Source organism: Desulfurivibrio dismutans (assembly GCF_029210385.1).
Classification (GTDB): domain Bacteria; phylum Desulfobacterota; class Desulfobulbia; order Desulfobulbales; family Desulfurivibrionaceae; genus Desulfurivibrio; species Desulfurivibrio dismutans.
On the sequence record NZ_JARGDQ010000004.1, the window covers coordinates 169,678 to 190,661 of the forward strand.

17 protein-coding genes are annotated in these 20,984 nt (G+C 59.1%); 16 read left to right on the forward strand and 1 reads right to left on the reverse strand.

Going from position 1 to position 20,984, the window contains the following annotated elements:
• Positions 1-233: 233 nt before the first annotated feature.
• The 13 genes from P0N66_RS06085 (at position 234) to aroB (ending at position 15,994) form a co-directional block, all read left to right on the forward strand.
• Entirely contained in the window at positions 234-1,934 is a 1,701-nt protein-coding gene (locus P0N66_RS06085; protein ID WP_275803341.1) for a cache domain-containing protein, read from the forward strand.
• On the forward strand, positions 1,876-2,709 hold the full coding sequence (locus tag P0N66_RS06090; protein WP_275803343.1) for a sensor histidine kinase: 834 nt from the start codon (positions 1,876-1,878) through the stop codon (positions 2,707-2,709). Before P0N66_RS06085 ends, P0N66_RS06090 begins: the two co-directional genes overlap by 59 nt.
• Positions 2,710-2,746: 37 nt before the next feature.
• On the forward strand, positions 2,747-3,280 hold the full coding sequence (locus P0N66_RS06095) for a response regulator (RefSeq protein ID WP_275803346.1): 534 nt from the start codon (positions 2,747-2,749) through the stop codon (positions 3,278-3,280).
• A complete protein-coding gene (locus P0N66_RS06100) occupies positions 3,259-6,066 on the forward strand; it encodes an EAL domain-containing protein (RefSeq protein WP_275803348.1) in 2,808 nt (935 codons plus the stop codon). The genes P0N66_RS06095 and P0N66_RS06100 overlap by 22 nt, the downstream gene beginning before the upstream one ends.
• A 61-nt stretch (positions 6,067-6,127) precedes the next feature.
• Positions 6,128-7,426 (forward strand): ATP-binding protein, encoded by a 1,299-nt coding sequence (locus P0N66_RS06105; protein WP_275803350.1) that lies wholly within the window; start codon positions 6,128-6,130, stop codon positions 7,424-7,426.
• Complete coding sequence (gene nosR / locus P0N66_RS06110) at positions 7,423-8,787, forward strand: response regulator c-di-GMP phosphodiesterase, NosR family (protein WP_275803352.1); 1,365 nt, start codon at positions 7,423-7,425, stop codon at positions 8,785-8,787. The genes P0N66_RS06105 and nosR overlap by 4 nt, the downstream gene beginning before the upstream one ends.
• 124 nt (positions 8,788-8,911) lie before the next feature.
• The gene (locus P0N66_RS06115) at positions 8,912-9,670 is read left to right on the forward strand and encodes a YkgJ family cysteine cluster protein (protein WP_275803354.1); all 759 of its coding nucleotides are present in this window, start codon (positions 8,912-8,914) and stop codon (positions 9,668-9,670) included.
• A gap of 130 nt (positions 9,671-9,800) precedes the next feature.
• A complete protein-coding gene (gene fliD / locus P0N66_RS06120) occupies positions 9,801-11,216 on the forward strand; it encodes a flagellar filament capping protein FliD (protein WP_275803356.1) in 1,416 nt (471 codons plus the stop codon).
• A gap of 42 nt (positions 11,217-11,258) precedes the next feature.
• Complete coding sequence (gene fliS, locus P0N66_RS06125; RefSeq protein WP_275803358.1) at positions 11,259-11,714, forward strand: flagellar export chaperone FliS; 456 nt, start codon at positions 11,259-11,261, stop codon at positions 11,712-11,714.
• A gap of 48 nt (positions 11,715-11,762) precedes the next feature.
• The gene (locus tag P0N66_RS06130) at positions 11,763-12,185 is read left to right on the forward strand and encodes a hypothetical protein (RefSeq protein ID WP_275803360.1); all 423 of its coding nucleotides are present in this window, start codon (positions 11,763-11,765) and stop codon (positions 12,183-12,185) included.
• A gap of 154 nt (positions 12,186-12,339) precedes the next feature.
• Complete coding sequence (locus P0N66_RS06135; protein WP_275803362.1) at positions 12,340-12,747, forward strand: flagellar protein FlaG; 408 nt, start codon at positions 12,340-12,342, stop codon at positions 12,745-12,747.
• 402 nt (positions 12,748-13,149) lie between these two features.
• On the forward strand, positions 13,150-14,430 hold the full coding sequence (gene sat, locus P0N66_RS06140; protein ID WP_275803364.1) for a sulfate adenylyltransferase: 1,281 nt from the start codon (positions 13,150-13,152) through the stop codon (positions 14,428-14,430).
• Positions 14,431-14,890: 460 nt separating this feature from the next.
• On the forward strand, positions 14,891-15,994 hold the full coding sequence (aroB, locus tag P0N66_RS06145) for a 3-dehydroquinate synthase (RefSeq protein WP_275803366.1): 1,104 nt from the start codon (positions 14,891-14,893) through the stop codon (positions 15,992-15,994).
• A gap of 185 nt (positions 15,995-16,179) precedes the next feature.
• On the opposite strand, the gene P0N66_RS06150 is transcribed toward aroB, so the two are convergent.
• The gene (locus tag P0N66_RS06150) at positions 16,180-17,901 is read right to left on the reverse strand and encodes an FAD-dependent oxidoreductase (protein WP_275803368.1); all 1,722 of its coding nucleotides are present in this window, start codon (positions 17,899-17,901) and stop codon (positions 16,180-16,182) included.
• A 335-nt stretch (positions 17,902-18,236) separates the two neighbouring features.
• Between P0N66_RS06150 and dsrA the strand changes: the two genes are divergently transcribed.
• The 3 genes from dsrA to P0N66_RS06165 all read left to right on the forward strand — a co-directional run bounded on the left by dsrA (position 18,237) and on the right by P0N66_RS06165 (position 20,970).
• Positions 18,237-19,514, forward strand: a complete 1,278-nt coding sequence (gene dsrA, locus P0N66_RS06155; protein ID WP_275803371.1) for a dissimilatory-type sulfite reductase subunit alpha — start codon at positions 18,237-18,239, stop codon at positions 19,512-19,514.
• Between the two features lie 70 nt (positions 19,515-19,584).
• On the forward strand, positions 19,585-20,715 hold the full coding sequence (gene dsrB / locus P0N66_RS06160) for a dissimilatory-type sulfite reductase subunit beta (protein WP_431190016.1): 1,131 nt from the start codon (positions 19,585-19,587) through the stop codon (positions 20,713-20,715).
• 24 nt (positions 20,716-20,739) lie between these two features.
• Entirely contained in the window at positions 20,740-20,970 is a 231-nt protein-coding gene (locus P0N66_RS06165) for a dissimilatory sulfite reductase D family protein (protein ID WP_275803375.1), read from the forward strand.
• Positions 20,971-20,984: the final 14 nt, after the last annotated feature.

Sequence of the window (20,984 nt, forward strand, 5' to 3'; positions counted from 1 at the left end):
AATTTCGATCTCGTTACGGGTTGGTCGAACTTATAAGCTAAACAGGAGTGCAACTATAAACCAAGGTACCGGGCCATGGCAAGATTCTCTTACGTGCAAGCACATCCTAAGTATATGGTCATATCGGCCCAACTGCCTGGAGGGTATATGATCAGCCCCAGGTTTTGAGTTAGATGTTGGTTTTTGTTTGATTTTTAGTGCGTTATGTGAGACCACTTTAGTTGGTGGTCTTTATGACTAAGGTGATCGGTGAATCTAAAAATACCGCCGCGCGGTGGCATCTGTTGACCGGTGCCGTGGTCTTTTGCGCCCTGATGGTGGCCGGTCTGGGCGGGATGACCCTGGTGGGCTGGTTGGCGGAGATTGACGATCTGGCTTCGTTCGGGACCGACAAAATTCCCATGGCCCCCAGCACCGCGCTGTTTTTTCTGTTGTATGGCGTAATGATTTTGCTGCAGGTGTCGCCGCCGGCTGCCGATCGCCGGCGGGTGCTGATGTCGCTGCCGGCGCTGCCGGTCACGGCCGTCGCCGTCGCCTTGCTGATCAGCTCCTCGCTGGATCGCCATTTCACCATCGAGCACTTGGGTCTGGATATTACCGGTACGCTCAACGGGATGCCGTTGGGACACATGTCGCCCCTTACCGCCTTCTCTTTTCTGCTGGCCGGGGCAGCGCTGCTGAGTCTGGTCGTTGGTCGGGCCGGCCGGCGTTTGCTGCCGTTCCTGGTGGCCTTTGCTCTGGCTTCCCTGCTCAGCCTGCTTGGCCTTGCCTTGCTGCTGGCCTACCTGCTTGGTTCCCCGATTTTTTACGGCAGCGGGTTGATCCCACCGGCTTTGCCTACGGCGCTGGCCTTTTTTCTACTGGCTTTTTGTCTACAGGGGCTGGCCTTGCCCGGTTTGTGGCAGTTTGCCCTCTGGTCCCGCTTTCATCCTTCCTATTACGCTTTGCTGCTGATTTTTGTGATCCTGATCGGCGGGATTATGGTGGTGGGCTTCGTCTCTTTTCGTCATGAAGAACAGGAGCACCGCTCGGCCATGTCCCGCCAGCTCACGGCGGTGGCCGATCTCAAAACTGAAATGATTGCTGCCTGGCTTCGGGAACGGGACAGTCATGGCTGGGAGCTGATGTCCAACCAAGGATTTGCCGAGCGGGTCGAACAGTGGCTGCGCCACGATTCCGCCGTCGACCGGCACATTATTATGACCCGTCTGGAAAGCCATTTCGCCAACTATGATTATGACGGGATCGTTCTTTACGATCCCGAGCTGCGTCGGCAGTACGGTCTGGGCGACTGTCAGGAGCTTGATCCGGTGATGGTGGCGACCATTGAGCAGGCGGCGCAAAGCCGACAGGTCGAGCGCAGCGATTTGTACCGCTGTCCCGCCGGGTTTGTGCGCATGCACTGGGTGGTGCCGATCCTGGATCTGGCCGACGGTCGACTTTTGGCTTTTGTGGTGCGCCATGTGCAGGTGCAGAGTTTTTTACAGCCGCTGCTGGCCGGTTGGGCGGGTTCCGGTCGCAGTTCGGAAACGCTGCTGGTGCGCCGTGAGGGAGAAGCGGTAATGTTCTTGGGCGGCCGCTGGCTGGCGGAGGAGCAGTTTCTTGCTCTGCGCCTTGGTCTTGACCGGACGGAGGTGCCGGCGGTGCAGGCGGTACTGGACCATGAAGGTCTGACGGAAGGGCGCGATTACCGTGGGGTGCCGGTTATGGCGGCAGTAAAGCCGGTGCCGGGGTCGTCCTGGTATCTGGTGGCCCGGATTGATCTGGCCGAGGTTTATGGGCCTTTGGGCGGCATTTTATGGGCTATCGTGGTGCTTGTGTTATTCCTGCTGCTTGGGGGCGGCCGGCGGCACTTTCCTGCTCTGGCGCCGCCAGTTGAGCGTCCATGGCTTTGCCCTGCTGGCCCTGGCGGCAGCGCGGGACCAGCAGATTAAAGGTGAATTGGAAGCAAGGGTGGCCCAGCGGACCGCGCAACTGGAAACCCTTAACCGGGAACTGGAATCCTTTTCCTATTCGATCTCTCATGATCTTAAGGCCCCCCTGCGGGGTGTTCAGGGCTACAGCCGGCTGCTGGCAAGGGATTATCGGGATCGGCTGGATGAAGACGGCCGCCTGTTCGTAGCTTATATCGCCAAAGGCGTGGCCGAGATGCAGCAACTGGTCGACGGGCTGCTGGCCTATTCACGGATGGAACGGCGCCAGGAACAGCCGCGGCCGGTCAATCTGGCCGACCTGGTGCGTGATGTGCTGGCCGGATTCGGTGAAGAACTGGCGACCCATGGCGTTGAGTTGGCGGTGGAGGTGCCGGAGGAGTTGATCACGGTAGATCCCGAAGGGCTGTCCATGGTACTGCGCAACCTGGTGGACAATGCCGTCAAGTTCAGTCAAGGCAGCCGGCCGCCGCGCCTCTTCATCGGGGCCGAGATCAGCAGCCAGCGGTTATTGCTGAAGGTGCGGGACAACGGAATCGGTTTCGACATGAAATTTGGTGAGCGGATATTCGAGATATTTTCCCGGTTGGATAACGCCCGGCAAGTGGCCGGCACCGGCGTGGGGCTGGCCATGGTGCGCCGGGCCGTGCAGCGGCTGGGCGGGCGCCTGGAGGTTGCCAGCGCGCCGGGAGATGGCACGGTTTTCGAGTTGGAAATCCCTTTGCCGGCGGTTGACGATAAAAAAACCGGGACGGAACGGGGTGGTAATGAACATTGAGCTGCCGAGGGTTGAGACTTGGCTGTAGGGGTGACGTATGGCTGAAATATCGCAAAGCATCAGGATTCTCTACCTGGAAGACAACCCGGCGGATGCCGATCTGGTGCGGCGCAGTCTGGCCCGCTCTGCTCCTGAACACCGGTTGACGGTGGTCAACAGGGTGGCGGCGGCCCTGGAGTGTCTGCGGCCGGAAGAGCCTTCCTACGATCTGTTGCTGGTTGATTTACGTTTGCCCGACGGCAGCGGCCTGGAGGTGCTGGCCGAGGTCAAGGCCCGCAATCTGCCGGTGGCGGTGGTGCTGCTCACCGGTTCCGGCACCCAGCAGGCCGCCATCGCTGCCCTTAAGGCCGGAGCGGACGATTACCTGGTCAAAGAGGGAGATTATCTGGAAAATCTGCCGGCCATTTTGGCCAACGCCTTGGGCCACTTCCGGCAGCGTGGCCAGGGGGCCCCCCTGCGGGTGCTGTATGGTGCCAATAGTCTGGCCGATCTGGAAGGGGCGCCCGGCAGCACCTGCTGGAGCATGCCCCTTACATTAAGATCGAGGGCGTGGTGGGCGGCAAGGGGGTAGTCGGGTCGCTGCGGGACCGGGAAGGACTCGCCGCCTATGACGTGTTGCTGCTTGATTTTCAGTTGGCGGCTGTCAGTGCGTTGGAGATCGTTAAAAAAATACGCGATACCCCGGAACTGGATTTGCCGGTGGTGCTGGTGGGGGAGCCGGGCAGCGAAGAGGAGGTCGCCGAGGCCATGCGCCTGGGGGTGGCCGATTACCTGATCAAGCAACCCGGTTATCTTTTCGGTCTGCCCGCTACTCTTGGGCAAACGGCGCGCGTGGTCCAGCTGCAGCGGGAAAAGGATGCCCTGCGGGCCAGCGAACAGCGGCTGCGGCTAATGGAAGAGCGGTTCCGGGTTATTTTTGAAGGCGCTAACGATGGCATTCTGCTGGCGGATCCCGAAACCCGGCAATTTGTCCTTGGCAACCCGGCTATCTGTCTGATGCTCGGCTGCCGGCCCGAGGAAATTGTCGAGATGGGGGTGGCCGACATTCATCCGGCCAAGGATTTACCCTGGATCATGGAACGTCTTGAAGGGCATCAGCGGGGAGAAAAGGGCGTATCAAGGGATATCCCCACGCAGCGTTGCGACGGTTCGGTGTTTTATGCCGATGTCAATTCCTCGTCCGTCCACCTTGATGATCGGGTTTACATGATGGGGGTTTTTCGGGATGTCACCGAACGGCGCGTCATCGAAGAAAAGGTTCGCCTGCAGGTGGCGGCCCTGGACGCCAGCCGCGACGGGGTGGTGATCACCGATCTCGAACCGCAGATCATCACCGTCAACCCGGCTTTTACCGCCATTACCGGCTATCGTGAGGATGAGGTGGTGGGCCGGAACCCCCGGATATTGCATTCCGGTCGCCACGACCGGGCCTTTTTTCAGGCCATGTGGGCCAGCATCAAGGAAAACGGCCACTGGCAGGGGGAGGTCTGGAACCGGCGCAAGAACGGTGAGATTTATCCGGAACTGCTGACCATCAGCACCGTCTACGATGCTCGGCAGCGCCCCAGCCATTATGTCGGGGTCAAGACCGACCTGACCAGCCTGCGGCGCAGTGAGGAAAAACTGCAACACCTGGCCCACCATGATCCGCTGACTGGCCTGCCTAACCGGTTGCTGCTGGAGGCCCGGCTGGAACACGGGATGGATCGGGCCCGGCGGGAAAAAGGCAAACTGGCGGTACTGTTGCTTAACCTGGATCGCTTTCGGCTGATCAACGACAGCCATGGTTATGCTGCCGGAGATAAGGTGCTGGTGGAGATTGGCGAACGGTTGCGGACCTGTTTGCGTCTGGAGGATACCATTGCCCGGCTGGCCGGCGACGAGTTTGTGCTGGTGATGGAGCATCTGGAAGAATACCGGGAGGCGGAACTGATGGCCCGCCGCCTGTTCGCGGCCCTGGAGGAAGCCTTCAGTCTGCCGGAAGGCAATGAGGTTTTCCTGCGGCCCAGCCTGGGTATCAGTCTTTATCCCCAGGATGGCGACACGGTGTCGGCGCTGCTGGCCGGGGCCGACCTGGCGGTGCATCAGGCCAAAGAGGCCGGCGGCAACCAGTTCGTCTTTGCCGACAACACCTTAAACGAGCAGGTATGCCGTTCTCTGGAACTGGAAACCGCCATGCGCCGGGCCTTAGAGCATCGAGAGTTCGTTCTTCATTATCAGCCCAAGGTTGATTGCCGCAGCGGCCGGGTGGTGGGCTCCGAGGCCCTGGTCCGCTGGCAGCGTCATGACCGGGGTTTGGTGTCGCCCGGCGAGTTCATCCCGGTAGCGGAACGCAGCGGCTTTATCGTTGAGCTGGGCGCCTGGGTGCTGGACGAGGCCTGCCGACAGTTGTCGCAGTGGCGGGAAGCCGACCTGCGGGCCGGCGATCTGGCGGTTAACGTTTCGGCCCGACAGTTTCAGAGCGGCGACCTGAAAGCCTTGGTGCGAGATGCTCTAGCCCGCCACCGGCTGCCGCCCCACCGGTTAATCCTGGAACTCACCGAAAGTATGCTGATGCTCAACCCCGAGCAGTCCATCTCCCGGATGGCGGAGCTGAAAGAGTTGGGAGTCAAGCTGTCCCTGGATGATTTTGGCACCGGTTATTCCAGTTTTGCCAGCCTCAGCCGTTTTCCCATCGATCAATTGAAAATCGACCGCAGTTTCATCAACGAGATCGTCACCAGCCCCGATGCCGCCACCATTACCGTCTCCATCATCGCCATGGCCCACCGGATGGGGCTTGGGGTGGTGGCGGAAGGGGTGGAGACCGAGGCCCAGTGTGGTTACCTGCGCCAGAACGGCTGCGATGAACTGCAGGGGTTTATCTTCAGTCGCGCCTTGCCGCCGGATGAATATGCCGAACTGGTTACCTTGGGACGCGGACTAGCAGTGCCCGATGAGTCGCCGGATACTCGGACCATTTTGGTCGTCGATGACGACCCCAATATTTTGAAAGCCCTGCAGCGGCTGCTGATGGATGAGAACTACCGGGTGCTGATAGCCGCTGATGCCCCCACCGGTCTGGAGATGCTGGCCATTAATCAGGTCCAGGTCATTATTTCCGATCAGCGGATGCCCGGGATGAGCGGGATTGAATTTTTGCGCCGGGTCAAGGATATTTACCCGGACACGGTACGCATGGTTCTTTCTGGCTATGCCGACCTGGAAACGGTGGTGGAGGCGGTCAACGAGGGGGCGCTGTACAAGTTTCTGGCCAAACCCTGGAAGGATGAATTGTTGCTGCGGCATATCCGGGAAGCATTTTTGTATTATGAAATGCTTATCAAGCCGCGCCGGCAAAAGCGGGAGGAGGGTTAGCCGCATTGCGGGATGAGCGCTGCGGCCCGTTTGGCCAAGGTGCGGAGGATGAGGGATGCTTATGAAAGAAGAAAAAATGCCGACAACAGTGGCGGCGAAACTGGCCCTGTCCCATCGGGAACTGCTGGCTTGCCACTGCAGGGTTTGGCGGGCCAAGCGGGAGTGGGAGTCCATCATGGACTGCCTGGATTACATGGTGCTGCTGGCCGATGAAAATGGCCGGGTAATCCGTTGCAACCAGGCTTTGGCTTGTTTTTTGGGCAAACCATTTGAAGAAATTAACGGGCTGCCCTGGGAGGCGCTGCTGACCGAGCAGGGTCTGGTTAAAGAGGTCGGGGTTGACGGTGTCGCCGAGTACAGTCAAGCTACGACCGACAGGGTATTTTGTGGGCGTTTTTTCCCTTTTGCCGCCGAATATACCGACACCAGGGGAACCGTGGTTATTCTGCAGGATGTCACCGAACAGCAGCGGATTGCCCGGGAGTTGCAGCACAAGAATTATGAACTGGCGGGAGCTTATGAGGAACTTAAAGGTTCCCAGGTCAAGATGCTGCAGCAGGAAAAACTGGCCTCCATCGGCCAGTTGGCGGCCGGGGTGGCTCATGAAATCAACAACCCGGTGGGGTTCGTCACCAGTAATCTGGGCTCCATGGTCAAGTACCTGGAGCGCCTGCGGGAATTCGTCCAAGGGCAGCAACGTCTGCTGCTGGCGGAGGGTGACCCGGCTGAACGGCGTCGGCAGGTTGAGGAACTGCACCGGCGGCTGAAGATCGATTTCGTGCTGGAAGACGCTGCCGATCTTTTGCGGGAGTCTTTGGAAGGGGTGGAGCGGGTCAAGGTGATCGTGCAGAACTTGAAGAAATTTTCCCGGGGGGACCAGGCTCGCAGCGGCAAATTCGATCTTAACCAGTGCCTGGAGGAAACCCTTAACATCATCTGGAACGAGCTGAAATACAAAGCCAAGATTAACAAGGATTACGGTGATCTGCCTTTGACCTGGGGTTACCCGCAGCAGCTCAACCAGGTGTTCATGAACCTGCTGCTCAACGCGGTGCAGGCCCTGGATGGCCCGGGGGAGATCACCCTGCGAACCCGGGCCGAGGGTGATGAAGTGCATATCATCATCAGCGACACCGGCTGTGGGGTGCCACCGGAAAACCTGGACCGGCTTTTTGAGCCTTTTTTCACCACCAAGGAGGTGGGCAAGGGTACTGGTCTGGGGTTGAGTATTGTCTACGATATTGTGGTGAAACAGCACGGCGGTGATATCACCGTCGACAGTGCGCCGGGGCAGGGCACCACTTTTCTGATCCGCCTGCCGGTGCGCCAACAGCAAGTGGAGGCAAAGACAACTTCATGAGCGACCAGAAAGTTGAGCGGCAAGTCGTTTCGTCGGTGGCGACCGGCGGCTGCGTACTTTTTGTCGATGATGAGACGAATATTCTCAAGGCTCTGCGCCGGCTGTTTGATGAGGAAGCCTTTGAGGTGCTCACCGCCTTTTCCGGTGAAGAGGCTTTGGAGATCATTGCCGGGCGGGACGACTGTGCAGTGGTGGTTTCCGATCAGCGGATGCCGGGAATGAGCGGGGTGGAACTGTTGAGCCGGGTACGACAGAAGGCCCCATTGGTGGTCCGAATTCTGCTCACCGGTTATGCCGACATCGAGGCGGCCATGGATTCCATTAACCGGGGAGGGGTTTATCGCTACATCACCAAACCCTGGCAGGATGAGGAACTGCTCCAGACGGTGCGGACCGCCTTTCAGCACCACCAACTGGTCAAGGAAAACCTCCGGCTCAATGAGCTGGTGAAAAAGCAGAACGCCGAACTGCAACGGTGGAATGCCGAACTGGAAAACATGGTGCAGGAGCAAACCGAGGAGTTGCAGCGCAGTTACGATGAATTGAAAGCTTTCAACCGCCGCCTGCGAGCCAATTTTAAAAATGTGATCACCGCCCTGGCCGGGCTGATGGAGTTGCGCAACAAACGGATGCGCAGTCATGCCCAGAACGTGGCGGAGATCGCCGCCCGGGTGGGGCGGGCGTTGAAACTGCCGACGGAAGAGCGGGAAAACCTGGTGGTGGCGGCCCTGCTGCACGATATCGGCAAGCTGGGGATGCCCGATGTGATGCTGCTGGTGGATCCATCCCAGATGGACGAGGCGGAAATGGAAGAATATCATAAGCATCCGGTCCGTGGCCAGGCGGCCCTGGACCGGATCGAAGACCTGCGGGAAGCGGCCCGGATTATCCGTCATCACCACGAGAATTATGACGGACATGGCTTTCCCGACGGGCTCCGGCAGCGGGATATTCCGCAGTCCTCGCGGATTATCGCCCTGATTGATTTTGTCGACCGGGAGATCCGCCGCTATCAGGGGAGCAGTGGGGTGTCGATCACCTTTAAAAAAGTGCGGGAAGCGGCGGGCGTCAGGTTCGACCCCAGGCTGATCGCGCCGGTGGAAAAAGAGGCCCGGGAGTTTTATCGCCACCGCCTGCCCAGGACCGAGCTGGTGGAAATGGAGCTGCAGCCCAAAGACCTGGCCCCCGGCATGACCTTGAGTCGGGATGTCTTCAGCGGCACCGGCATTCTGCTGCTCAGCAAGGGAACGGTGCTCACCGAAGCCAATGTCGAGATCCTGCGCCGCTACGCCCGCCTGGATCCGACCAAGCGTGGGGTTTTCGTTTCCATCAGGGAAGAGGGCGAAGGAGCGGAGGATTAAGCCGCCGCTTGCCATTTACTTTTGAAGCTGTTAGTCTGCCCGGCCTTCCGGCTGCTTGCGGGGAGCAGCTTTGTTGTCAGGGGAATCCCGATTTTACGATTAAATAATACGGTGCCGGTAAACCATGAGCAATCAGCCCGATAACCAGCAATTCCCGGAAGGGATGGAACCCTTGGGGGCAGAAGGTTTTACCTTTGCCTGCAACCCAGAAGTTCCCTGTTTCACCCGTTGCTGTCACCGGCTGGAGTTGCAGCTTTACCCCTATGATATCATCCGCCTGAAAAACCGGCTTAAGATCAGTTCCGAAGAGTTTCTCGAGGGCCACGCCGCCGTGGTCCAGGGCGGCAATCCTTATTTCCCGGCGGTGATGCTGCGAATGCGCCAGGAGGAGGGCTACCCCTGTCCTTTCCTCGATCCCGCCGCCGGCTGTACAGTTTACCGCGATCGTCCCTCGGCCTGCCGTACCTACCCCCTGGAGCGGGCGGTGGATCGCCGCCGGCAAAAAGGTCGCAACCGGGACTTTTACTTCCTGGTGCGCCACGATTATTGCCTGGGGCATGGCCAGGGCCGGCCGTGGCAGGTGAAAGAGTGGCTGGCTGACCAGCAGCTTTTACCGTACAATACCATGGCCGATCGTTGGGCCGAGATGGACACCCTCTTTGCCGCCAACCCCTGGCAGGGAGAAGGGGCGGCCGGTCCCCGCCAGTTACTGGCCTTCATGGTCTGCTACAATATCGATCGTTTCCGTGCTTACGTCCGTGAGCACGATCTATTGCGCCGTCAGCGCCTGGACAAGGCCCGCCGCCGGGCCATTGAAATGGACGACGAGGCGCTGCTCTCCTTTGGCTTCGACTGGCTCAAGCAGTTGCTGAGCAATCATTAAATCTTTTCCCCTCAAAACCGCAAAAAAAAATTCAAGCCCGCCTTTGATTTTCCGATAAAGAGAGTAAGCCTGCGGCTTTTACCCGCCGCACCGGCTGCCAACCAAGTTCGGTTAAGACGGGAGAACTGACATGAGTGTCGGTAGCATTTCCACCCTGGGCGTAGGCTCCGGGCTGGAGTTACAGAGCATCCTCGAGGATCTGCGGGGGATCGATGAAAAACAGCGGGTGGATCCGCTGAAAAAAAACATCGATCGCTACGAGGCCCAACTCGAGGCCTTCACCGTGGTCCAGAACAAGCTGCTGGACATGCGCTCCCATGTTCGTGATCTCGGCCTTGAAACCACCTATCTGACCAGTACGGCCAGTAGCTCCAACGAAAGTGTGGCCACCGCCACCGTGTCCGCCGGGGTGGCCGAGCAGTCCCTTCCCCTGGAGGTGGAGCGACTGGCCAGCCGCAGCACCTGGCTGGCCAATGGGGTGGAGTCCCGGGATACGGTTATTGCTGTTGAAAATACAGACCCGGATGAGCCCAATCTTTTTAACTATAAGGTGGGTGATGGTGAGTGGGTTTCCCTGGAGGTGCCGGCTGGTACCACCTTGGCGGGGTTTGCCCAGTTGATCAACAATGCCTCCGATAATGGCGGGATCACCGCCAGCATCATTGACAGTGGTCATCCCGACAACCCTTACCAACTTATCTTGCGGGCCAATGAAACCGGGAGTAATAATTTTATCCGGATCGACCCCGAAAATGTGCCCAACAACATACCGGGTATGACTCGCCAGGAAGGCGATGACTTTACTTTGCTGAACGCCAGCTTCGTGATGGACGGTATCAGCTACCAGCGCCAGGGCAACACGGTTAACAACGTCATCGACGGTCTGACCTTCGAGTTGCAGCAGACCGGCACCACCACCCTCAGCGTCAGCCAGGATACCAGCAATGTGCGCGAACTGGTGGTTGACCTGGTGGAGGCCTATAACGAGGTGGTCCAGGAGATCGGCGGCAAGAGCCGTTTCGACGAGGAAACCGGCCAGCCCGGCGTGCTGGCCCGGACCACCGTGGCCGGTCTGCGCCACGAGTTGCAGAACCTGATGACCGCCACCTACCAGGGCGACGAGTCCGGGAGCATCCGCAACATGTTCGACCTGGGCCTGGAGTTTCAGCGGGACGGCACCATCGTCCTCAATGAAGCAATGCTGGATGAGGCCCTGGCGGCCAATCCGGAGGCGGTGCGGGACTTCATGCTGGGTGATTTCGAGCGCGAGGCCCCGGGCTTTGCCGACCGGCTCCAGGACCGGTTGGGTTCCATCGCCAGCTACGGCGGGCAGATCAGCACCGAGCGTAACACCGCCGAAGATCGTATTCGCGATCTTGAAACCCGGATCGAATCGGAACTTGAACGGCTGGACCGCCGTTACAGCGTACTGACCCGGCAGTTTGTCCAATTGGACAGTTACATGAACCGGATGACCCAGATGAGCGACTACCTGACTTCGCAGTTTGAAAGTCTGTCGGGCCTGACTCCCGGTCAAAAGAAATAATCAAACTTAACCATTAACCCGGCAACCCCAAGGAGAGTCACCATGTATGCACGCAACAGGGTTCAGGCCTATCGGCAGACTGAAAGTGCCGCCGTTCATCCGGTGAAGCTGATTCACATGATGTATGAACGGGTTTTGACCCACCTGACCTTTGCCGAAGAAGCGGTTGCCGCTAACGATCCCCGCCGACGCGGAGAAAACCTGAGCAAGGCCATCGCCCTGATCAGCGAGCTTAACGCCGCCATCAGCCCCAAGGATGAATCCGAGGCCGCCGCCTTTCTGCGGGGGCTTTACGGGGCCATCATGGTGGAATTGCCCAGGGTGTCGCTGAGTAACGACGTGGAGATTATACACCAGTCGGCCCGTTACATCGGCGAATTGAAAAAGGTATGGGAAGAGACGGCCATGCAGGAAAACGGTTTGCTGGCTGAAAAGGCCGCCATGCAGCCCTCTGCCGAGGCGGCGGCCAAAATAACCCCGGTGTCGGTTTCCATTTAATCCGGAGCGGCATGAGAACGCTGTTTTGGCGGCGTCAAGGAGCAGGCCATGCAAGTGATAACGCGGCAGCCCCATAAAATTTCGGATCTGTGGACGACCTTGGAGCAGTACACGGTTATGCAGGAAGCACACCTGGGTGCCCTGCGCCGGGGAGATCTGCGCCGGGGAGATCTGCGCGAGGTTGCGCGCTGGCAAACGGAAAGGGAGCGAGCTTTTGCTGCCTTGCAGCGGGATTTGGAGAGCCTTGGCAATATGAGCAGCCTGGCCGACCAGGATGTGGTCCGGCATTTGCGGGAACAGATTGGGGCCTTGCTGGCCAGGGAAAACCACTTGCGCAAAGAAGTGCGCGACCACCGGCAAAGGATCAGGGAGCAGTTGGCCACTTTGCGCCGGGGGCGCAAAGTGGTGCCCCGTTTGGGCACCCAGCCGGAGTCCGGCCCGCGGCCGCGGTTTGTCAGCAGTTTGGCTTGAAAAAGATTTTTTTTGAGATGTGAGTGTTTTGTGCTGGTCTGACAGGTAGTTGGGTTAAGATATGTAATAATTTGGGTGTGTTAGTGGTTACGGCCAGGGAGGCCGCCGACCAAGATTTGTTGCTCTTTGTACGGGCGACATGAGGAGGACAGTCATGGATGTTAATCTGCACAACGATGCCAAGAGTTATGTCGTGCCTGCCGCCACGGCGGTGGAGCGGGAAGAAAAAAATCGCCCCCCGGTAACTCCGGTGGCAGACAGCGGTGCCGCGGCCAAGGGTAAGCCTGAAGATCGGCCCCGCTTTGAGCATCCCTCTCGGGAGACCCGGCCGGTCTCCGCCGAAGAGGCCGAAGAACTGGCCAAAGAGATGCAGGCCCGCCTGGATTCCATCGGTAACACCCGGTTGAATTTTTCCCTGCATCGCGACCCGGAAACGGTGGTGGTGCAGGTCACCGACCGCCAAAGCGGTGATGTAATCAAACAGTTTCCCGCCGAAGAAAGCCTGGCCTTGCGCCAGAAGCTTAATGAACTGGTGGGGATGCTGTTCGCCGGCAAGGCCTGATTTTTCCTTAATCCGGTCCTGCCGGTCGCTTGCTTTTATTTCACTGCCGGGCCTGGTGCAAAGCCATTGTCCGGGACAGCGCTGATTTGCGCCTTAAGCCCCCTGTCATTCTTGATTTTTCTCCGCAACAACCGCTTGCCCTTCCCCACACTGCCCTTATTTGAAGGTATAGTTTTTGTCGGCTGTATGTTTATTTGTTTGTGTTTACGTCTTTATATTCGTCTGCTTGGCTCTTTGTCAGCGTCAGTGTTTTTCCCTTGACAAGTTTTCGGTCCTTTCGTATAGGTAAACGCTCACAGGATAAAAAAATGAATTGTCGTTCAATTTTTAGGCGCATCATATTAGCTTCCTAACTCATCCTAAATTCATCATAAAAACAAAAAACAGAAAGGAGATCCGGTTATGTCGAAATTGGTACCCCCCCATGGCGGAAAAGGTCTGGTTTGTTGCAAACTGCATGGCAGCGAACTGATTGCCGAACAGGACAAGGCCAAGGGCCTGAAAAAGGTAGGCATCAGCGCCCGCGCCAAAGGCGACCTGATCATGATGGGCATCGGCGGCTTCAGCCCGTTGAATGGCTTCATGAACAAGGCCGACTGGAAGAGCGTTTGTGAAAAATACACCCTGGCCGACGGCACCTTCTGGCCGGTACCCATCACCCTGGATGTGAGCCAGGCCGACGCCGACTCCATCAAGGAAGGCGAAGAGATCGCCCTGGAGCGCGACGGCGTGATCTATGCCACCATGAAGGTCACCGAAAAGTACGCCATGAACGAGACCGAGAAGAAGTGGGAGTGCGAGAAGGTCTTCAAGGGTCATGGCGAAGAGTCCGCCGACGACAAGTTCTGGAAGATCGCCCTCGAGGATCATCCCGGTGTACAGATGGTTATGAACCAGAAGGAAGTCAACCTGGCCGGCCCGGTCAAGGTTCTTTCCGAAGGCGAGTACCCGGACCAGTACAAGGGTGTTTACCTGACCCCGGCCGAGACCCGCGCCATGTTCGAAGAGCGGGGCTGGAAGGAGGTTGCCGCCCTGCAGCTGCGTAACCCCATGCACCGTTCCCACGAGTTTTTGGCCAAGATCGCCATCGAGGTTTGCGACGGCGTGTTGATCCACTCCCTGATCGGCAACCTCAAGCCCGGCGACATTCCCGCCGAGGTTCGGGTCAAGGCCATCGACTGCCTGGTGGACAAGTACTTCGTGAAAGACAACGTCATTCAGGCCGGTTACCCGCTGGATATGCGTTATGCCGGCCCCCGCGAGGCCCTGCTGCACGCCACTTTCCGTCAGAACTACGGAGTGAGCAAAATGATCATCGGCCGTGACCACGCCGGTGTGGGCGACTTCTACGGCCTGTTCGAGGCCCAGGAAATCTTCGAGGAGATCCCCGGCAACGACGATCCCGGCAAGGCCCTGCTGTGCAAGCCGCTGAAGATCGACTGGACCTTCTACTGCCACAAGTGCGACGGCATGGCTTCCCTGCGGACCTGCCCCCACGGCAAGGAAGACCGGGTTATCCTCTCCGGCACCAAGCTGCGCAAGGCCCTGTCCGAGGGCGCCGAGATCGTCGACCATTTCGGTCGCGACGAGGTTCTGGAGATTCTCAAGGCTTACTATCAGGGTCTCACCGAGAAGGTTGAGGTCAAGATGCAGGGTGCGGCCTCCGGCGACACCATGAAATAATGTAAACGTCCAGCAGCACCGCAGCTTGCGGCGATCGGACCGGCTTGCGTACCTGGGGTACGCGGCTCCGGTCCGCTTGCCGCAAGCTGCGGCACTGTTGAACGTTTACTGCGTTGGGTCGTGTTTTTTGGCGGCCCTTATAAGGGGCGGGGAGAGTGCGTGGCGCTTTCCCCCGCCCCTTTTTTATTGGTGGTTGGGGGTGAAAAATAGCTGAGCGGGGCTGGGGGGAACGTGGTAATTTGCTCTTGGCTCTTGGCTCTTGGCTCTTGGCTCTTGGCTCTTGGCTCTTGGCTCTTGGCTCTTTGCTCTTTGCTCTTGGCTCTTGGCTCTTGGCACTTGGGTTTGCCAACCCTGGTTGCTTTGTTGGTATTGTCTGTCCGGGCTTGCCCCTTTGCTGATGGCGGCGGGCTGTCCGCTCGGCAGGGCCTTGGCTTAACAGTTGTCATAAAGGATTATTTGTATGGAACAACAGGTTGGTAGCGATGAAACTACGGTGGTGCCGGTGGGGTTGGGGGCGCGTTCTTATCAGATCCTGATCCGGGCCGGCCTGTTGGCCGAGGTGGGGCGGGATCTGGCCGGGCTGGGGATTGCCCGGCGATGGGCGGTAGTGGCCGATGATCGGGTGGCCTCGCTCTTTGGCCGGGAATTATTGGACAGCCTGGCGGCGGCGGGAATCAGCGCCGAACTGCTGACCTTTCCCCATGGCGAGGCCAGCAAGCACCTGGCCACGGTGGCCGAGTTGGCCAGCGGCCTGGCGCAGCTGGGGCTTGATCGCGGTGATGGGCTGATCGCCCTGGGTGGCGGGGTTAGCGGCGATATCACCGGTTTTCTGGCCTCCATTTACCTGCGTGGCATTCCCTTTGTCCAGGTCCCCACCACCTTGCTGGCCCAGGTGGACAGCTCGGTGGGGGGCAAGACCGGGGTGGATATCCCCGAGGGCAAAAACCTGGTGGGGACCTTCTACCAGCCTCGTCGGGTTTACATCGATACGGCGGTGCTGGAGCGACTGCCGGAGAGCGAACTGCTCAACGGTCTGGCCGAGGTCATCAAGTACGGCATGATCTACGATGCCGCCTTTCTGCGGCAACTCAAGGCCCAGCGGCCGGCCATCATGGCCCTGGAGCGGCCGGTGCTGGCCGGGATGATCGCCCGTTGCTGCACCATCAAGGCCGAAGTAGTGGCCGCCGACGAGCGGGAGGCCGATCTGCGGCGCATCCTCAACTTCGGTCATACCCTGGGCCATGCGGTGGAGGCCGCCTCCGGCTTCACCCTGGCCCACGGCATGGCGGTGGCCATCGGCATGGCGGCGGTGGGGGAGATCGCCGCCAGCAAAGGGCTCTGGCGCCGCGAGGAGGCCGATGAACTGCGGCAGCTGCTCACGGAGTACGGCTTGCCGGTGCAGGTGCCGCCGGAGCTGGACCGCCAACAAATTAAAAAATACCTCAAGACCGACAAAAAGACCGTTGCCGGCCGCCCCTTCTTCGTCCTGCCCACCGCCCCGGGTCGGGTGATCATCACCGACGAGGTAAGCGAGGCCCAGATCGACCAGGCCCTGGCTGCCTGAGATAGCAGTTCCATGGGTTAACAGCATCGGGTAAAGGCGCAGCATCCCGCAGGTTGTTGCGGCAAGTGGTAACACCACGGGGGTAAAGGCGCAGCAGCACCGAAGGTTGCGGCGATCGGCCCGGCGCCGCGTACATCAGTACGCAAGCCGGGCCGATCGCCGCAAGATGCGGTGCTGCTGTGCCTTTACCCGAGCCAGGGAACTCCGAGGCGGCGTATCAGGTTGAAGCCGCCGCTCAGCACCAGGTTGTTGTTCAGTCCCACGCTGTCTAAAAAGATCTGGATTTCCGAGGAGCGGGTGCCGGCATCGCAGATGATGATCATCATCTTGTCGGTGGGCAGTTCCTGGTAGCGATCCCGCACCTCGATGTACGGAATGCTCAACCATTGGTCGGTGCCGAATTTATCCACCAGCACCGAGGCCTCGTTGGGATGGCGGATGTCCAGGGCCACCCAGTCCGGCCGGCTGGCAAAGTCTTCCATCCAGGCGAGATAGTCGGCGTTGTCCACGCAGCGCAGGCGGCCCGCCGCCAGGTTGTCGGCCACGTTGGCGGTGGCGTTCAAGGCGTCCAGGGCGGTGGCAAAGGGTGGAGCGTAGGCCATTTCCACCTGGCTGACATCATCGATGGTGGCCCCCTGTTGCAGCAGGGCCGCCGCCGCATCGATGCGGGCCAGTACCGCGTCGCCCATGGGGCCGAAACCCTGCACCCCCAGCAGGCGACGGTCGCGGCGATCAAATACCATCCTTAAAGGAATCACCGCCTGGGTGGGGAAAAAGTGGGCTCGATCGGACTGGGCGGTGGTCACCGCCGCGGCGTCAAAACCTTCGGCCCGGGCGGTTTCCAGGGTCAGTCCGGTGGCGCCGAGGCAGCGCTCGAAAGCCTTGAGGATGAAGCTGCCCACCCAGCCCTGGTAGCGGGTGGGAATGCCGGCCAGGTTGTCGGCCACAATCCGGCCTTCCTTGTTGGCCAGCGAGCCCATGGGGGCGATACCGGATTTGCCGGTGAGTCGGTTTTTTACCGCAATGCAGTCGCCGGCGGCGTAAATATCCGGGTCCGAAGTCTGCAGGTGTTCGTTGACCACGATATTGCCCTGGGGGTCCACCAGCAGCCCGGCTTCCTGGGCCAGTTCGCTGCGAGCCCGCACTCCCACCGCCATTACCACCAGATCCGCCTCCAGGGTCCGTTGCGGGGTTACCACCCTTTGCGCCCGCCCGGCTTCGCCTTCGATGGCGGTGGCCCCTTCGCCGGTGAAAACATCCACCCCCTTGTCCTTTAAATGCTGCTCCAGCATACCGGCAAACTCCCAGTCCACCAGGCGGGGCAGCAGTTGGGGCATGAACTCCAGTATGCTCGCCTTCAGCCCCCACAGGTCGACAAAGGCCTCGGCCATTTCAATGCCGATGGCGCCGCCACCGATCACCACCGCCTTGTCGACCTGGCCTTTGGCGATCAGCTCCTTGATGGTAATGGCCTGGTGCAGATCACTGATGGTGAAAACCCGCTCCAGGTCGGCACCGGGAATGGGCAGCACGTTGGGGCGGCTGCCGGTGGCCAGCACCAGTTGGTCGTAGGGAATTTCCTCCCGACTACCGTCACCAAGTTTTTCCACCAGTACCTTTTTACCCTGGCGATTGACACTCAGGGCCCGGGTTCGGGTGCTTACCGTTACCCCCTTGGCCTTGGCAAAAAAAGGCTCATCCCGGGTCAGGTGAAAGGAGGTGTTGCGCAACTCCTTTTCATCGGAAACGTCACCGGAAACATAGTAGGGGATGCCGCAGCCGCCATAGGAGATCAGGCTGTCCTGGTCGATGATGCGGACCTCGGCGTCGGGGAGCAGCCGCTTAAGGCGGCAGGCGGTTTTGGGGCCGGCGGCTACCCCGCCGATAATCACGATTTTTCTGCTCATGGTGGCTCCTTCAAAAGTGGATATAAAATTAGTGAAATGGTTGGTGAAATAATAAAGAGCATATCCTGGAGAGAATGGTCTGTCAAAGCCAGATAAAAAGGGCGTCCACCGTAGCTTATTTTTTATTGACAAAGCCGGGTCGGCTGGATATTGTCCCAGGAATCTGAATATCCATTCAGGTTTCGGCTCGTTTTGCCAACCTCCGCGGCTTTAATCTGTTCAGCAGTTTGTTTGAACCGGATTTTCTACGCCGCTTTTCCGCACTCTAATTAAGGTGGTGGCGGGGGAGGTTAAGGGAATTTCGTTTAATACATTCAACCTAAGGAGGAGTAGACATGCCGAAGCACGAAACGCCATTAATGGACGAACTTGAGAAGGGTCCATGGCCAAGCTTTGTCAGCGACCTGAAGCGCCAGGCCGAGAAAAATCCCCAGTGCTGGGATATTGTCGGCCAGATGGAGTTGTCCTTTAAAGATCGTATGACCCACTGGAAACACGGCGGTATTGTCGGCGTATTCGGCTACGGCGGTGGTATCGTCGGCCGTTATTCCGATGTTCCCCAGCAGTTTCCCGGGGTGGCCCACTTCCACACCGTTCGTCTTAATCAGCCTTCCAGTAAGTTCTATCGCACCGATATCCTGCGCAAGCTTTGCGATCTTTGGGAGAGACGCGGCTCGGGCATGACCAACTTCCACGGTTCCACCGGTGACCTGATACTGCTGGGCACCCGCACCGAAGAGCTGGAGCCCCTGTTCTACGAACTCACCCACGACCTGGAATGGGACCTCGGCGGTTCCGGCTCCAACCTTCGGACCCCGGCCTGTTGCATCGGCAAGGCCCGTTGTGAGTGGTCCTGTTACGACACCCAGGCCACCTGCTACGGCATGACCATGAAGTACCAGGACGAGATCCATCGCCCCGCCTTCCCTTACAAGTTCAAGTTTAAGTTTTCCGGCTGTGCCAACGATTGCGTGGCCGCCATCGCCCGTTCCGACCTGTCCGCAATCGGTACCTGGCGCGACAACATCCGGATCAACCAGGATGAAGTGAAGAAATACATCACCGGCGATAACGTAGCCAACGGCGGCGGGATTCCCGGCAAGGGTGAGAAGTTCGATATTCAGAAAGAGGTTATCGACCTCTGCCCCACCGGCTGCATGTGGATGGAGGGCGACACCCTCAAGATCGACGACGCCGAGTGCACCCGCTGCATGCACTGCCTCAACGTCATGCCCAAGGCCCTGCGCCCGGGTGTTGATCAGGGCGCGTCCATCATGATGGGCGCCAAGGCCCCGATCCTCGACGGCGCTCAGCTGGGCACCCTGATCGTGCCCTTCATCAAGATGGACCCGGACAACGAGTTCGAGGAACTGGTCGACGTTATTGAAAAGTGCTGGGACTACTGGATGGAGCACGGCAAGAACCGTGAGCGTCTGGGTGAGACCATCCAACGTGTAGGTCTGCCCACCTTCTTGCGGGTAATGGAGCTGGAGCCCATTCCTCAGCATGTTAAGGAGCCCCGTTCCAACCCCTACGTTTTCTGGCGCGAAGAAGAGGTTGAAGGCGGCTGGCAGCGTGACGTTAAAGAGTTCCGTGCAAAACACGCGCAATGATCCCGCTCCGGTGCAGGCCGGAACTGCTTTGCTCGTGAATTAATCTTACAAACTTTAAGGAGGTTTAGATATGGGTTACGATCCGCAAAATCCGATGAAAGACAGAATCACTGATATTGGTCCCCCACACTACGAAAAAATGTTCCCCCAGGTCATCAAGGACAACTACGGCAAGTGGCTGTACCATGAGATCGTCAAGCCCGGCGTGCTCAAGCACGTGAGCGAGACCGGCGCCGAATGTTACACCGTGCGGGTGGGCAGCGCCCGCCTGCTGTCGCTGGAGTTCATCCGCGAGGTTTGCGACGTCGCCGACAAGCACTGCGACGGCGTTGTTCGCTGGACCACCCGGAACAACATCGAGTTCATGGTTGACGCCGAGAGCAAGGTTCAGCCCCTGCTGGACGACCTGGCCGGCCGTGGCAACAAGTTCCCGGTGGGCGGCACCGGCGCCTGTGTCTCCAACGTGGTGCACACCCAGGGCTGGCTCCACTGCCACACCCCGGCTACCGACGCCTCCGGCGTGGTAAAGGCGGTGATGGACGAGCTGTTCGATCATTTCACCAACATGGACCTGCCGGCCAAGTGCAAGGTTGCTCTGGCCTGCTGCCTGAACATGTGCGGCGCCGTACACTGTTCCGACATCGCCATCCTGGGTGTGCATCGCAAACCGCCGATGGTCGACCATGACGCCATCACCGGTCTGTGCGAGCTTCCGCTGGCCGTCGCTTCTTGCCCCCTTGGTGCGATCAAACCGGCCACCGTCAAGGACTCCAGTGGCAAGGAGATCAAGTCGGTCAAGGTTAATGCCGACCGCTGCATGTTCTGCGGTAACTGCTATACCATGTGTCCCGCCATGCCGCTGGCCGATCCGGAAGGTTCCGGGATCGCCATTCTGGTGGGTGGTAAGGTGTCCAACACCCGTTCCGGCCCCACCTTCTCCAAGCTGGTTATTCCGTTCCTGCCCAACACTCCGCCGCGCTGGCCGGAGACCGTTGCCGCCGTCAAGAACATTCTTGAGACCTGGGCCGCCAACGCTCGCAAGTACGAGCGGGTTGGCGAGTGGGCCGAGCGGATTGGCTGGGAGAAGTTCTTTGAGATTACCGAGATTCCTTTCACCGATAAGTCCATCGATGATTATCGGCTGGCTTACGACACCTGGCGGACCACTACCCAGTTCAAGTTCACCAGCCACATTAAATAATTCCGGGACCCAAGGAGAACGGACATGGCAATGAGTATCGAAGAACTCAAAGAGAAAATCATGGAAAAAGCCTTGAAGGGTCCCAAGACACAGTTGTACGTCAAGGACTTTTATGCCTGTGACCCCGAGGCCAAGCCGCGGGCGGTCAAGAACGCCGCCAACGACCTGGTCAAAGAAGGCAAGATGGTCTTCTGGTCTTCCGGCAGCACCACCATGTACGCTGCTAAAGAGCGCGCACAGAAAGAACAGGAATAGCATTGCCGGTGCGC